Genomic DNA, 13,274 nt, shown 5'->3' on the forward strand with positions numbered 1-13,274 from the left:
GGCAAGGAAGGCCTATACCTTAAACAGCCGTCCGGCCAGCGGCAACAGCGCGAGATGGCCGCTGCCGGGCAAGCCTGATAAAATCCCGCGCCTCCCGCGCAGGCCGGGAAGCGCGAACGGCGCACCCGGCGGCAAGACGAATCATCCCTTCTATAGGCCTGGATTTATGAGCAACAAGCAACCCTCGTTGAGCTACAAGGACGCCGGTGTGGACATCGACGCCGGCGAAGCCCTGGTCGAACGCATCAAAGGCGTCGCCAAGCGCACCGCGCGTCCGGAAGTCATGGGCGGCCTGGGTGGCTTTGGCGCTCTGTGCGAGATCCCGGCCGGTTACAAGCAGCCCGTACTGGTCTCCGGTACCGACGGTGTCGGCACCAAGCTGCGCCTGGCGCTGAACCTGAACAAGCACGACAGCATCGGCCAGGACCTGGTCGCCATGTGCGTCAACGACCTGGTCGTGTGCGGCGCCGAGCCGCTGTTCTTCCTCGACTACTACGCCACCGGCAAGCTCAACGTCGACGTGGCCGCCACCGTGGTCACCGGCATCGGCGCCGGCTGCGAGCTGGCCGGTTGCTCCCTGGTCGGTGGTGAAACCGCCGAGATGCCGGGCATGTACGAAGGCGAAGACTACGACCTGGCCGGTTTCTGCGTCGGCGTGGTGGAGAAGTCCGAGATCATCGACGGCTCGAAAGTGGTCGCCGGCGACGCTCTGATCGCCCTGCCCTCCTCCGGCCCGCACTCCAACGGCTACTCGCTGATCCGCAAGATCATCGAGGTCTCCGGTGCCGACATCGAATCCACCCAGCTGAACGGCGAGCCCCTGGCCGACCTGCTGATGGCCCCGACCCGCATCTACGTGAAGCCGCTGCTGCAGCTGATCAAACAGACCGGCGCGGTCAAGGCCATGGCCCACATTACCGGCGGCGGCCTGCTGGACAACATCCCGCGCGTCCTGCCGGACAACGCCCAGGCCGTGGTTGACGTGGCCAGCTGGCAGCGCCCGGCGGTCTTCGACTGGCTGCAGGAAAAAGGCAACGTCGACGAGACCGAAATGCACCGCGTGCTGAACTGCGGCGTGGGCATGGTCATCTGCGTCGCCCAGGATCAGGTGGAAGTTTCCCTGAAAGCCCTGCGTGACGCCGGCGAACAGCCGTGGGTCATCGGCCGCATCGATGCTTGCGCCGCCGACGCCGAGCGCGTGGTCCTGAACAACCTGAAAGGCCACTGATGTCCACACCTTGCAATGTCGTGGTGCTGATTTCCGGCTCCGGCAGCAACCTGCAAGCCCTGATCGACAGTCTCGCCGGCGCTGACACGCCGGCGGTGATCCGCGCGGTGATCTCCAACCGCGCGGACGCCTACGGCCTGGAGCGTGCGCGCCAGGCCAACATCGAGACGCGCTTCCTCGACCACAAGTCCTACGCCGACCGCGAAAGCTTCGACGCTGCACTGATCCAGGCCATCGACGGCCTCGACGCAGACCTGGTGCTGCTCGCCGGCTTCATGCGCATCCTCAGCGCGGACTTCGTGCGTCACTACCAGGGTCGCCTGCTGAACATCCATCCGTCCCTGTTGCCCAAGTACAAAGGCCTGCACACCCACCAGCGTGCGCTGGAGGCTGGCGATGCCGAGCACGGCTGCAGCGTGCACTTCGTCACCGAGGAACTTGATGGCGGCCCACTGGTCGTACAGGCGGCAATCCCGGTAGAGTCTGACGACACGCCGGAAACGCTGGCGCAGCGCGTTCACGTGCAGGAACATGTGATCTATCCGCTGGCCATGCGCTGGTTCGCCGAAGGCCGAGTCAGGCTGGGTGAACATGGCGCCACGCTGGATGGGGAACTTCTGCCCGCATCCGGCCATTCGTACCGAACCTAGGAGATTCGTGATGCGTAGAGCCCTGCTGTTCCTGATGGCTGTACTGACCCTGCCGGCCCAGGCTTTCGAGCTGAAGCCGTTCGAGGCCAGCTACACCGCCGACTGGAAACAGATGCCGATCAGCGGGACCGCTTCCCGCAGCCTCAAGCAAGGCGACGGCGGCCGCTGGGAACTGGACTTCAAGGCGTCCATGCTGCTCGCCAGCCTCACCGAGACCAGCACGTTCAAGGTCGAGAACGACACCTACCTGCCGCTGACCTACCGCTGGGCCCGCGAAGGCCTGGGCAAGAACAAGCAGACCGAGCTCGATTTCGACTGGGCCGAGAAGCAGGTACTGGGCAGCGACCGTGGCGACCAGGTGCGCCAGCCGCTGAACAAGGGCCAGCTGGACAAATCCACCTACCAGCTCGCGCTGCAGCATGACGTGGCCGTCGGCAAGAAGGCCATGAGCTACCAGGTGATCGAGGGTACCGATACCGATACCTACGACTTCCGCGTGCTCGGCGAAGAGAAGGTCCGCACCCAGGCCGGGCTGATCACCGCGATCAAGGTGGAGCGCGTGCGCGACCCCACCAAGAGCAACCGCAAGACCATCCTCTGGTTCGCCAAGGATTGGGACTTCCTCCTCGTGCGCCTGTACCAGCAGGAGTCCGACGGCAAGGAATATCAGATCATGCTCAAGGAAGGCACCGTGGGCGGCAAGGCCGTTCAGGGCGAGAAAGGCTGATCCTTCAGCGCAAAAGAAAAGCCGGGCAAATGCCCGGCTTTTTCATTTCTGCACCACTCGTGGCGCAGGACCTGTGGAGCTAGGGGGACGCCATCGTTATTGCTCGCGAACCGCCTGGCACCGATGCCGGCGGAAACAATGTTCGCGAGCAAGCTCGCTCCTACGAAGAGCCGTATGCCGCAGTGAGCGGCCGATAGAAAAGCCGGGCATCGCCCGGCTTTTCCTTGCCTGGAGAACGAGAGCTGCGATCAGCCCTCGTTCGACGGCTTGCGCTTGAAGCGGCGGGCGATCCAGCCAATGGCCAGGGCCGGCAGAATCCACAACTTCTTCAGCAGCACCAGCAGGGTGGCGAACAGGCCGACCTTGGCGGCAACCTTGCCGGCGATCAGCGCGCCCAGGCCATAGGCGGCGACCTTGTCGACACTGGGGTTGAAGTCGACATAGCGGCTGCCCGGGTTGAACTCGGTCATCGCCAGCACCTTGCTGACGTTCTTCTCGATTTCCGGCAGTTGCTCCATGCCCGCGACAAAGTTCAGCACCAGCACACCTTTGCGGCCCAGCGCGCGGATGTTGTAGTTCAGGGTGTGCTCCTTGGCGTCGCCGAACTGCAGCTCCTTGGCCCAGTACAGCTTCTTCTCCGCGGCATCATAGCGCGGCGGCGCAGCCCAGCCGATCAGCTGGATCGCTTCGAAGCCCTGCTGTTCACGCTGCGGATTGGCCTCCTTGAGGTCGTCCTGCATGTCCTTGAGCATCTCGGCATAGTCGATTTTCGCCGCGTCCTCGTCAGAGACGTAGCCGCTTTCCTCGTACTGCACGGTCACTGCCCAGGATTCGGCAGCGAAGGGCGACACGCCGGCCGGCATCAGCATGCCCAGGGGCGGCTCGTCGTTGGGCGGGTTGCCCCAGGCTTCGAGGACGCGCTCGGCATCCTTGCCGTCGAGGAAGACGAAGTTGTCCGGCAGGTCGAAGGTCGCGAGGTTATCGCCGACCACCACCTTGCCCTTCTGGAAGTGCAGGCTGGCGACGAAGGTCTCGGGCGACATCTCCTCGTCCGACTCGGCGGCGGCAGCGGGAGCAGCGGCAGCCGCGGGGGCTTCGCTCTGGTTGGAAGTGGCGGGAGCGGCGAACGCCGGGGCGGCGACAGCCTGTGCAAGCAGGGCGACGAGGAAGAGGGCTTTGCCATCCATAGGGTGAATCTCCTGAATCGTATCCATGACATCGACGGCCAATTGCTGTGCCGCCGGGCCCGAATTGTCGCACTCCAGCGTCGAACCTGTAACAGGAAATTTCACTTCCGCCCGCTCTGGCGCAAGGAAAAGCCGGGCATGGGCCCGGCTTCATCGCGCGCTGCTACGCCTCAGGGCTGGCTGGCGATAGCCTTCTCGATCGCCGCCTGCAGCTGCGGATCGTCCGGTTTGGTCAGGCTGGAAAACTGGGCCACCACCTTGCCCTGGCGGTCCACGACGTACTTGAAGAAGTTCCAGCGCGGCACCTGGTCGGCCTGCTGGGCGAGGTCCTTGAACAGCGGGATGGCCTCGTCGCCGCTGACGTGCTGCACCGAGGTCATGTTGAAGGTCACGCCGTAATTGCCGTAGCAGACCTTGGCGGTCTCGGCGGCATCGGCGTCTTCCTGCTTGAAGTCATCGGAGGGCACGCCGAGCACTTCCAGGCCCTGTCCCTTGTACTGCTGGTAGACGGCCTCGAGACCCTTGAACTGCGGGGTGAAGCCGCAGTGGCTGGCGGTGTTCACCACCAGCAGCGGCTTGCCGGCGTACAGCTCGCAGAGATCGAGGCTGTCCTTGGAGCGCAGCTTGGGCAGTTCGCCCTGGGTCTTGAGCAGCGCCGGGCAGTCGGCGGCCTGCGCGGCCATCGGCAGCAGCAGGGTCAGGGCGAGCAGGGAAAGACGTGGACGCATCGTGGGAATCCTCCGGTGATCAGGCCACGCTACCCCGCGCGCCGGGCATCAGCAACTGCCCATGCCCAGTTGCATCAGCGCCAGCCCGCCACGCTGCCAGCCCCACCAGGCAAGCCCGGCCAGCGCCAGGCCGAGGCCCAGCACCAGTGCGATCACCACCGGGCGTTTCACGCGGCCCCCAGTGCGGGGCGCTCGACCGGGCGCTCGCGCACCGGCCAGTTGAGCAGGCCGGCCAGCAGGCTGAGGAGGATGGAAACCTGCCAGACCAGGTCGTAGTTGCCGGTGTGGTCATACACGTAGCCGCCCAGCCAGCCGCCGAGGAAGGCGCCGATCTGGTGGAAGAGGAAGGTGATGCCGCCGAGCATCGAGAGGTTGCGCACGCCGAACAGCGTGGCGACCGTACCGTTGGTGAGTGGCACCGTGGACAGCCAGAGCAGGCCCATGGCGATGCCGAACGCGTAGGCCGTCCAGACGCTCAGCGGCGCCCAGATGAAGGCGACTATCACCACCGCGCGCAACAGGTAGAGGCCGGTCAGCAGCCGGGGCTTGCTCATCCGCCCGCCGAGCCAGCCGGCGAAGTAGGTGCCGAACACGTTGAACAGCCCCACCAGCGCCAGCACCGTGGTGCCGACGGTGGCGGGCAGATGGCGATCCACCAGGTAGGCCGGCAGGTGCACGCCGATGAACACCACCTGGAAGCCGCAGACGAAGAAGCCCAGCGACAGCAGCCAGAACCCCGAATGCCCGGCCGCCTCGCGCAGCGCCTCGCCGAGCGTCTGTTCGTGGCCCTGCAAGGGCAGCGGCTTGTCACGCATCAGCGTCGCCAGCGGCACGATGAGGGCGACCAGCAGGCCCAGCGCCAACAGCGCGGCCGACCAGCCGAGCCAGCCGATCAGCCCGAGGGTACCCGGCAGCATGGCGAACTGGCCAAAGGAGCCGGCCGCCGCGGAGATGCCCATGGCCATGCTGCGGCGCTCCAGCGGTACCGCGCGGCCAACGGCGCCGAGGATCACCGAGAACGAGGTACCCGAGAGGCCGACACCGATCAGCAGGCCAGCGCTCATCGACAGGCTGAAGGCCGAGTCGGAATAGCCCATCAGCACCAGGCCGACAGCATAGAGGATGCCGCCCACCAGCACGGTGCGCATGGCGCCGAAGCGGTCGGCGATGGCCCCGGTGAACGGTTGGGCGATACCCCAGATCAGGTTCTGCAGGGCGATGGCGAAGGCGAAGGTCTCGCGTCCCCAGCCGAATTCGGCGCTCATCGGCGCGAGGAACAGGCCGAAGCCATGGCGGATGCCCAGGGACAGGGCGAGGATCAGGGCGCCGGATAGCAGTATCCAGAACCCTGTGCGCGACAGCTTCGACATCGGTTACTCCTGCGCGGGTATATGCCCGCTTTTGTTCGTTCTTCTAAACAGCACGCAGGCCGCCGCTAGCTCTCCAGCGCGGCCAGTTCATCCAGCAAGGCTTCCAGCTGACGGCGCTTGTCATCTCCCAGGTGCGCCGCCACATTCTGCTGCGCCGCATCCCAGGCATCACCGCCACGCTCGATGCGCTCCAGGCCCGCCGTTGTCAGCGCCACGATGCGGTTGCGCAGATCGTCGCCCTCCTCCAGCTTCACCAGGCCATCGGCCTCCAGCGGCTTGAGGTTGCGCCCCAGGGTGCTGCGGTCCAGGCCCATGGCCTCGGCCAGTTCGGAGATGCTCGGCTGCTCAAGCCGCGACAGGTGCCGCAGCAGGGAGAATTGTGCAGTGGTCAGCCCGACGCCCTTCAGGGCATCGTCGTAGACGCGGGTCACGGCACGGGCCGAGCGGCGCAGCTTGGTGCAGAGGCATTGGGTCGTCAGCATGAATGCGTGTATATACCCGCAACTCCCACTCGGTCAATGGCCGGCGCGACCGATTGTCCCAACTGGCCAATTGTCCCAAATGCCGGTGCTTGCCGTTGGCGCAGCCAAGGGCACCACCGCGCCCCGGCCGTATAACTGCGGCCATCCAGCCCCGCGCTTTCGACGGGGCGCAGCACGTCCGAGGTCCCCGATGCCCGTCTACAAAGCTCCGCTGCGCGACACCCGCTTCCTGCTCAACGAAGTCTTCGACTTCCCCCGCCACTACCAGAACCTGGTCAACGGCGGCGACGCCACGCCGGACATGGTCGATGCCATCCTCGGCGAATGCGCGAAGCTCTGCGAGGAAGTTATCGCCCCGCTCTACCACAGCGGCGACGAGGAAGGCTGCCACCTGGAGAACGGCGAAGTACGCACGCCCACGGGCTTCAAGGAGGCCTACGACGCCTATGTCGCCGGCGGCTGGCAGGGCCTGTCGCACCCGGTGGAGTACGGCGGCCAGGGCCTGCCGATGAGCCTGGGCGCGCTCAAGCAGGAGATGCTCGGCACCGCCAACTGGCCGTTTTCCATGTACCCGGGCCTGTCGCTGGGCGCCATGAACACCGTGATGCAGCACGGCACCGAGGAACAGAAACACACCTACCTCACCCCGCTTACCGAAGGCCGCTGGGGCGGCACCATGTGCCTGACCGAACCGCAGTGCGGCACCGACCTGGGCCAGGTGAAGACCCGCGCAGAAACCAACGCCGACGGCAGCTACGCGATCACCGGCACGAAGATCTTCATCTCCTCCGGCGAGCACGACCTAACGGAGAACATCGTCCACATCGTCCTCGCGCGCCTGCCGGATGCGCCCAAGGGCACGCGCGGCATTTCGCTGTTCATCGTGCCGAAATTCCTCGCAGGAGAGGCCGGTGCCCTCGGCCCGCGCAACGGCGTGACCTGCGGTGCGCTGGAAAAGAAGATGGGCATCAAGGCCTCGGCGACCTGCGTGATGAACTTCGACGGCGCCACCGGCTACCTGATCGGCGAGCCGAACAAGGGCCTGGAGTGCATGTTCACCTTCATGAACAGCGCGCGCATCGGCACCGCCATCCAGGGCGTCGCCACCGCCGAACTGGCCTACCAGGGCGCGCTGGCCTATGCCCGCGAGCGTCGTTCGATGCGTGCTCTCTCCGGCACCAAGGAACCGGGCGAAATCGCCGACAGCCTGATGCACCACGGCGACGTGCGCCGCATGCTGCTGACCCAGAAAGCCGTGGCCGAAGGCGGCCGCGCGCTGATCTACCTGGCCACGCAGTACGCCGACAAGATGATCCAGGGCCTGCTGACCAACGACAACGCGGAGTACGACCGCTGGGACGACAAGCTCGGCTTCCTCACCCCGATCCTCAAGGGCTGCCTGACCGAGTTGGGCCTGGAGAGCGCCAACCTCGGCATGCAGGTGTTCGGCGGCCACGGCTACATCAAGGAACACGGCATGGAGCAGATCGTCCGCGACGCGCGGATCGCCACGCTCTACGAGGGCACCACCGGCATCCAGGCGCTGGACCTGCTCGGCCGCAAGGTGCTGCTGATGACCCAGGGCAAGGCCGTACGCGACTTCACCCGGCAGGTGGCAAAGTTCGCCGTCGAGTTGCTCAAGCAGGAACCGGCCATGCGCGGCCGCGCACTCACCCTGCTCAAGCTCTGCGCGCAGTGGAACCTGCTGACGATGCGCATCGCCCTCACCGCCCGCAAGCAGCGCGACCTGGTGAGCACCGCCAGCCACGACTACCTGATGTTCTCCGGCTATGCCGCGCTGGCGTATTCCTGGGCGCTGCAGGAAGCTGCCGCGCGCAAACGCCTGCGCCAGGGCGGCAGCGAGTCGAGCGACTTCTACAAGGCCAAGATCGCCACCAGCGACTTCTACTTCGCCCGCCTGCTGCCGCGCGCCAAGAGCCATGCGGCGGCGATGGCGAAGCCGGTGCGGTCGATCATGGGGCTGAAGACGGAGCATTTCGCCTTCGATTGACGGGCAGCGAGCCTGACCTTGCAGGAGCGCGCCATGCGCGCGATCGCGGGCATGGCCCGCTTGCTGCCACATGACATTCTGCACGGGGGCCCGCCCTCTCCCTGCCCCTCTCCCTGAAGGGAGAGGGGACCGTTTGGAACAGGATGAAACCAAGGTATCAGCCGTTACAATCGGCTCCCTCTCCCTTCAGGGAGAGGGCGGGGGGAGAGGGAAAGCCCGGGCACGGACTTTCAGAAAAAGGCAGTTGCACCTGCATAAGGAACACTGACGGCGAGATCAGAGCGCCAGCGCCACCAGCACGGCGCACTCGATGATTTCCAGCATCGCCCCGGCGGTATCCCCGGTGGTGCCACCCAGGCGGGCGATGAAGCGGCTGCGCAGCCAGACGAACACCACCAGCGCGACCACCAGCGCCAGCAGGCCGGTAAGCCCTGCCAGCACCATCAGCGCCGCGTTGGCCGCCAGCATCCACGGCATTGCGCCGCGCGGCAGGTGATCGGCCAGCGCCAGGCCCAGTCCGCCCTTGCGCGCATAGTCGGTGGTGAAGAACAGCAGCGGCAACGCGCAGCGCCCCAGCCAGGGCGCCAGCAGCAGGCCCCAGTGCTGGTGATTGCCGAGAATGGCGGTGATCGCCGCAAACTTCAGCAGCAGCAGGAGCACCAGCGCGACCACCGCTGCCGGGCCGCAGCGCGGGTCTTTCATGATCGCCAGGGTGCGCTCGCGATCACCCAGGCCGCCGATCCAGGCGTCCGCCGTATCAGCCAGGCCATCGAGGTGCAGGGCACCGGTGAAGGCCACCCACACCAGCAGGATCAGCGCCGCCTGCAGCAGCAGGTGCACGCCACTGAGCAACTCGCCCATGGCAAACAGCACGGCACCGATCAGCAAGCCCACCAGCGGGTAGTACAGCGTGGCGCGGCCGAACTGCTGCGGCGTCGGCATGTGCCCCAGGCGCACCGGCAGGCGGGTAAGGAACTGCAACGCTACCAGCGGCAGCAGCCAATCGCTGAGATGGGCGGCGTGCGGATGCTCCCCGCTCTGCTCGGCAGGCCCGGGTGTCTCTTGCTCGCGGTCCCGCTGCGGCTCGTTCATCAGTTGCCTGCCTTTTGGATGCGCCAGCCATCGCCGTCGCGGGTCACGTCCAGCGCCATGCATTCGCCGTGGGCCACCACCACCTCCAGCAGACGCCTTGCCGGCAGGCCGCTGGCCAGCGCGCCGAACAGGCGCATGACCCCGCCGTGAGTGACGACCAGCACGGACGACCCGGCATGGGTCTGGTAGAGGCGTTCCAGCGCCGCGAAGACGCGGAATTCGAAGTCGCCCATGGCCTCGCCACCGGGCGGCGGGAAGGCATAGGGGTCGCTCCAGAAACGCTCCAGCGCCGCGGCATCGCTTTCCATCAGCGTAGCTGGCGAAATGCCTTCCCACTGGCCGAAGTCCAACTCCTGCAGGCCTGGCTCGAAGCCCAATGGCAGCACATGACGCGCCGCCAGTTCTTCGGCGAAAGCCGCGCAACGCTGGAGCGGCGAGCTGACCAGCGCCGACCAGCGGCACTCATCGCCCAGCGCCCCGCGCATCTGCGCCCAACCGGTCTCGGTCAGCGCATCGTCCAGGCGGCCACGGAAGCCACCGCCGCGCTCGGTCTCACCGTGACGCAGCAGCTCAAGGCGCAGCGTCATGCGGGGCGGTCCGATACCGCAGCCTCGGCAAAGGTCGCCATGCCGCTGTGCAACCGGCAAGCCTGGCGCAGCAGCGGCACGGCCAGCGCCGCGCCGCTGCCTTCACCCAGGCGCAGACCGAGGTCGAGCAGCGGTTGCGCGTCGAGGGCTGACAGCACACGGTTGTGCCCCGGCTCGGCGCCGGCGTGGGCGAACAGCAGCCAGTCGCGGCAGCCGGGATTCAGGTGTGTGGCGCACAACGCCGCAGTGGTGCAGATGAAACCATCCACCAGCGCCGGAATGCCCTTCTGCGCACAGGCCAGATAGGCGCCGACCAGCGCGGCGATCTCGAAGCCGCCGAGGCGACAGAGCGCCTCGAAGGGCTCGTCGCAGTGGGCTCGATGCAGCGCCAGCGCACGGTCGATCACCTCGACCTTGCGTGCAACGCCCTGCGAATCCAGCCCGGTACCTGGGCCAACCAGCGCCTGCGCCGGTTCGTCCAGCAGGGCGCAGGCCAGAGCCGCCGCGGAGCTGGTATTACCGATGCCCATTTCGCCACCGATGAACAACTCCGCACCGCCCTGCTGCGCGCGGCGCACGGATTCGCGGCCGGCTTCCAGCGCAATCAGGCACTGCGCGGCGGTCATCGCCGGCTCTTTGGTGAAGTTCGCGGTCCCGGCGCCGACCATCACATGCAGCACACCCGGCAGCGGTTCCAACGGCGTGGCGGTGCCCAGGTCGATAACCTCCAGGCGTGCATCAAGGTCGCGGGCCAGCACGCTGATCGCCGCACCGCCGCGCACGAAGTTGCGCAGCATCTCGACGGTCACCGCCTGCGGATAGGCCGACACGCCTTCCGCGACCACACCGTGGTCGCCGGCGAACAGGGCGATCCAGATGTGCTCCAGGCTTGGCCGCTCGCGGCCCTGCAAGCCGGCCAGGCGGATGGTTTCCTCCTCCAGCCGGCCCAGCGCGCCGCGCGGCTTGGTCAACTGATCCTGGCGCGCCGCGGCCTTGCCCTGCGCCACACGGTCGATCGGCTGGGTACCTTGCAGCCACCATTGCAGACTCATAACGCTTCCCCTTTCAACACCATGGGCAGGCCGGCGACGGTGAACACCACGCGCTCGCTGACCTCGGCCAGGGACTGGTGCAGCCAGCCGGCCTCGTCGACATACCGGCGGCTGAGCTCGCCCATCGGCACCACGCCCAGCCCGGTTTCGTTGCTGACCAGGAGGATTCTCCCGGGCAGTTGCGGCAGCACTTCCAGCAGCGCGTCGATCTCGCCGCGCAGGCGCCAGCCGTCTTCATGGAGCAGCAGGTTGGTCACCCACAGGGTCAGGCAGTCCACCAGCACGCAGTGCTGCGGCGCCGCCAGGCGCTCCAGCGCATCGGCCAGGGCCAGCGGCTCTTCCACCAGCCCCCAGTGCTCAGGGCGGCGCTCGCGGTGCTGGAGGATGCGCGTGGACATCTCGCCGTCGCCGGCCTGGGCCGTGGCGACGTAGGTGACCGGCAGGCCGCTTTCCAGCGCCAGGCGCTCGGCCAGACGGCTCTTGCCCGAGCGGGCGCCGCCGAGGATCAGTTCAAGCATGGGTTCCCCATCTGTAGGAGCGAGCTTGCTCGCGAACAATCTCGCCGAACGCCGGTGTCATGCGGTTCGCGAGCAAGGATTGGGGCGTCCCCCTCGGTCCTACGAAGAGCCGACGCCCGCGTAGGGCGCATAACGCTCCAAGCGTTATCCGCCGAAACATTGGCAGGAAGAAACAGCGGATAACCGCGAAAGGTCATGCGCTCTGCAGTCCGCACAGCGCTCTCAGTTTTTCCGTATCCAGATGCGCCTCGACCTGATCGGCCAGGCGCTCGATGTCGCGCTCACGCAGGGCGTGGTAATCGATGCTCTGCACCTGGCTCAGCCCGGCCCAGCGCAGCAGCGCCGAGCTGCAAGCGCTGGACTCGAACAGCCCGTGGAGGTAGGTCCCCATCACCTGGCCATCGGCACTCAAGGCACCGTCGCTGCGGCCATCGCCCAGACGCACGGCGGGATTCGCCAACGCCGGGCCTTCGGTGACGCCGGCGTGAATCTCGTAACCACTCACCGGAGCATCTTCCAGCGCCAGTTGGCCACTGACATTGCGCAGTTGCTTCTGCGGCTCCAGCACCGTACGGAAATCCAGCAGGCCGAGACCGTCGCTCTCCCCCGCCGCACCTTCCAGGCCGTGCGGGTCGGCCAGGGTGCGGCCGAGCATCTGCAAGCCGCCACAGATGCCCAGCAGCCTGCCGCCGTAGCGCAGGTGACGGCGGATCGCCTCTTCCCAGCCCTGGGCGCGGAGAAACGCCAGGTCCGGGCGCACGCTCTTGGAGCCGGGCAGGATGATCAGGTCCGCCGGCGGGATCGGCTGGCCAGGGCCGACGAAGGTCAGCTCCACCTGCGGGTGCAGACGCAGCGGATCGAAGTCAGTGTGGTTGCTGATGCGCGGCAGCACCGGCACCACCACGCGCAGGCGCTCGCCGGTCTTGGCGGCCTGGCGGGTATCGATGGCGTCCTCGGCTTCCAGGTGGAAGTCCATCAGGTACGGCAGCACGCCGAGCACCGGCACGCCGGTACGCTCTTCCAGCCAGTCGAGGCCGTTCTGCAGCAACGCGATGTCGCCGCGGAAACGGTTGATGACGAAGCCCTTCACCCGCGCCCTTTCGCTCTCGGAGAGCAGCTCCAGCGTACCGACCAGATGGGCGAATACGCCGCCGCGATCGATGTCGGCGATCAGGATCACCGGGCAGTCCACCGCCTCGGCGAAGCCCATGTTGGCAATGTCGTTGGCGCGCAGGTTGATCTCCGCCGGCGACCCCGCGCCCTCCACCATCACCACCGGGTACTGAGCGCTGAGGCGCTGGTGGGATTCGAGCACGGCCTGCATCGCGACGCGCTTGTAGTCGTGGTAGGCCACGGCGTTCATGCTGGTCACCGCGCGGCCATGGATGATCACCTGAGCGCCGGTGTCGCTGTTGGGCTTGAGCAGCACCGGGTTCATGTCGGTGTGCGGCGCCAGGTGGCAGGCCTGTGCCTGCACCGCCTGGGCGCGGCCAATTTCGCCACCGTCGGCGGTCACCGCGCTGTTCAGCGCCATGTTCTGCGGCTTGAACGGCACCACTGCCACGCCCTGGCGAATCAGCCAGCGGCACAGCGCGGTCACCAGGGTGCTCTTGCCGGCATCCGAAGTGGTGCCTTGCACCAT

Annotated in this window: 14 protein-coding genes; 4 read left to right on the top strand and 10 right to left on the bottom strand. The window is 66.8% G+C overall.

Annotated elements, in window-relative coordinates; translation table 11 throughout:
- Positions 1 to 166 precede the first annotated feature (166 nt).
- From purM to J2T47_RS08090, 3 genes are read left to right on the top strand one after another with little or no spacing between them, the layout of a single operon-like run.
- Complete coding sequence (gene purM, locus J2T47_RS08080) at positions 167 to 1,228, top strand: phosphoribosylformylglycinamidine cyclo-ligase (RefSeq protein WP_253444452.1); 1,062 nt, start codon at positions 167 to 169, stop codon at positions 1,226 to 1,228.
- Positions 1,228 to 1,878, top strand: a complete 651-nt coding sequence (gene purN / locus J2T47_RS08085; protein WP_253444455.1) for a phosphoribosylglycinamide formyltransferase — start codon at positions 1,228 to 1,230, stop codon at positions 1,876 to 1,878. The genes purM and purN overlap by 1 nt, the downstream gene beginning before the upstream one ends.
- 10 nt (positions 1,879 to 1,888) lie before the next feature.
- Positions 1,889 to 2,605 carry a DUF3108 domain-containing protein gene (locus tag J2T47_RS08090; protein WP_081520136.1) on the top strand — a complete coding sequence of 239 codons (717 nt, stop codon included), beginning with the start codon at positions 1,889 to 1,891 and terminating at the stop codon, positions 2,603 to 2,605.
- A 248-nt stretch (positions 2,606 to 2,853) separates the two neighbouring features.
- Here J2T47_RS08090 and J2T47_RS08095 read toward each other — a convergent pair whose 3' ends face one another.
- The 5 genes from J2T47_RS08095 to J2T47_RS08110 form a co-directional block, all read right to left on the bottom strand.
- Positions 2,854 to 3,792: a DUF2167 domain-containing protein gene (locus tag J2T47_RS08095; protein WP_253444458.1), complete on the bottom strand. Its 939-nt coding sequence runs from the start codon at positions 3,790 to 3,792 to the stop codon at positions 2,854 to 2,856.
- A gap of 170 nt (positions 3,793 to 3,962) precedes the next feature.
- Positions 3,963 to 4,520, bottom strand: coding sequence for a glutathione peroxidase (locus tag J2T47_RS08100; RefSeq protein ID WP_192224069.1), 558 nt, complete (start codon positions 4,518 to 4,520; stop codon positions 3,963 to 3,965).
- Positions 4,521 to 4,568: 48 nt separating this feature from the next.
- The gene (locus J2T47_RS29195; protein ID WP_255302887.1) at positions 4,569 to 4,691 is read right to left on the bottom strand and encodes a hypothetical protein; all 123 of its coding nucleotides are present in this window, start codon (positions 4,689 to 4,691) and stop codon (positions 4,569 to 4,571) included.
- Positions 4,688 to 5,881: an MFS transporter gene (locus tag J2T47_RS08105; RefSeq protein WP_253445111.1), complete on the bottom strand. Its 1,194-nt coding sequence runs from the start codon at positions 5,879 to 5,881 to the stop codon at positions 4,688 to 4,690. The genes J2T47_RS29195 and J2T47_RS08105 overlap by 4 nt, the downstream gene beginning before the upstream one ends.
- A 74-nt stretch (positions 5,882 to 5,955) precedes the next feature.
- The gene (locus tag J2T47_RS08110; protein WP_253444461.1) at positions 5,956 to 6,372 is read right to left on the bottom strand and encodes a MarR family winged helix-turn-helix transcriptional regulator; all 417 of its coding nucleotides are present in this window, start codon (positions 6,370 to 6,372) and stop codon (positions 5,956 to 5,958) included.
- 190 nt (positions 6,373 to 6,562) lie between these two features.
- On the opposite strand from J2T47_RS08110, the gene J2T47_RS08115 reads away from it, so the two are divergent.
- The gene (locus tag J2T47_RS08115; RefSeq protein WP_253444465.1) at positions 6,563 to 8,383 is read left to right on the top strand and encodes an acyl-CoA dehydrogenase C-terminal domain-containing protein; all 1,821 of its coding nucleotides are present in this window, start codon (positions 6,563 to 6,565) and stop codon (positions 8,381 to 8,383) included.
- Positions 8,384 to 8,659: 276 nt separating this feature from the next.
- On the opposite strand, the gene J2T47_RS08120 is transcribed toward J2T47_RS08115, so the two are convergent.
- The 5 genes from J2T47_RS08120 to J2T47_RS08140 all read right to left on the bottom strand — a co-directional run bounded on the left by J2T47_RS08120 (position 8,660) and on the right by J2T47_RS08140 (position 13,274).
- Complete coding sequence (locus J2T47_RS08120) at positions 8,660 to 9,382, bottom strand: adenosylcobinamide-GDP ribazoletransferase (protein ID WP_253445114.1); 723 nt, start codon at positions 9,380 to 9,382, stop codon at positions 8,660 to 8,662.
- A 92-nt stretch (positions 9,383 to 9,474) separates the two neighbouring features.
- A complete protein-coding gene (gene cobC, locus J2T47_RS08125; protein WP_253444468.1) occupies positions 9,475 to 10,062 on the bottom strand; it encodes an alpha-ribazole phosphatase family protein in 588 nt (195 codons plus the stop codon).
- On the bottom strand, positions 10,059 to 11,114 hold the full coding sequence (cobT, locus tag J2T47_RS08130; RefSeq protein ID WP_253444471.1) for a nicotinate-nucleotide--dimethylbenzimidazole phosphoribosyltransferase: 1,056 nt from the start codon (positions 11,112 to 11,114) through the stop codon (positions 10,059 to 10,061). The genes cobC and cobT overlap by 4 nt, the downstream gene beginning before the upstream one ends.
- Positions 11,111 to 11,632 carry a bifunctional adenosylcobinamide kinase/adenosylcobinamide-phosphate guanylyltransferase gene (gene cobU, locus J2T47_RS08135; RefSeq protein WP_253444474.1) on the bottom strand — a complete coding sequence of 174 codons (522 nt, stop codon included), beginning with the start codon at positions 11,630 to 11,632 and terminating at the stop codon, positions 11,111 to 11,113. Before cobU ends, cobT begins: the two co-directional genes overlap by 4 nt.
- Before the next feature lie 193 nt (positions 11,633 to 11,825).
- Positions 11,826 to 13,274: a cobyric acid synthase gene (locus J2T47_RS08140; protein WP_253445116.1), complete on the bottom strand. Its 1,449-nt coding sequence runs from the start codon at positions 13,272 to 13,274 to the stop codon at positions 11,826 to 11,828.

Source organism: Pseudomonas nitroreducens (assembly GCF_024170165.1).
Taxonomy (GTDB): domain Bacteria; phylum Pseudomonadota; class Gammaproteobacteria; order Pseudomonadales; family Pseudomonadaceae; genus Pseudomonas; species Pseudomonas nitroreducens_C.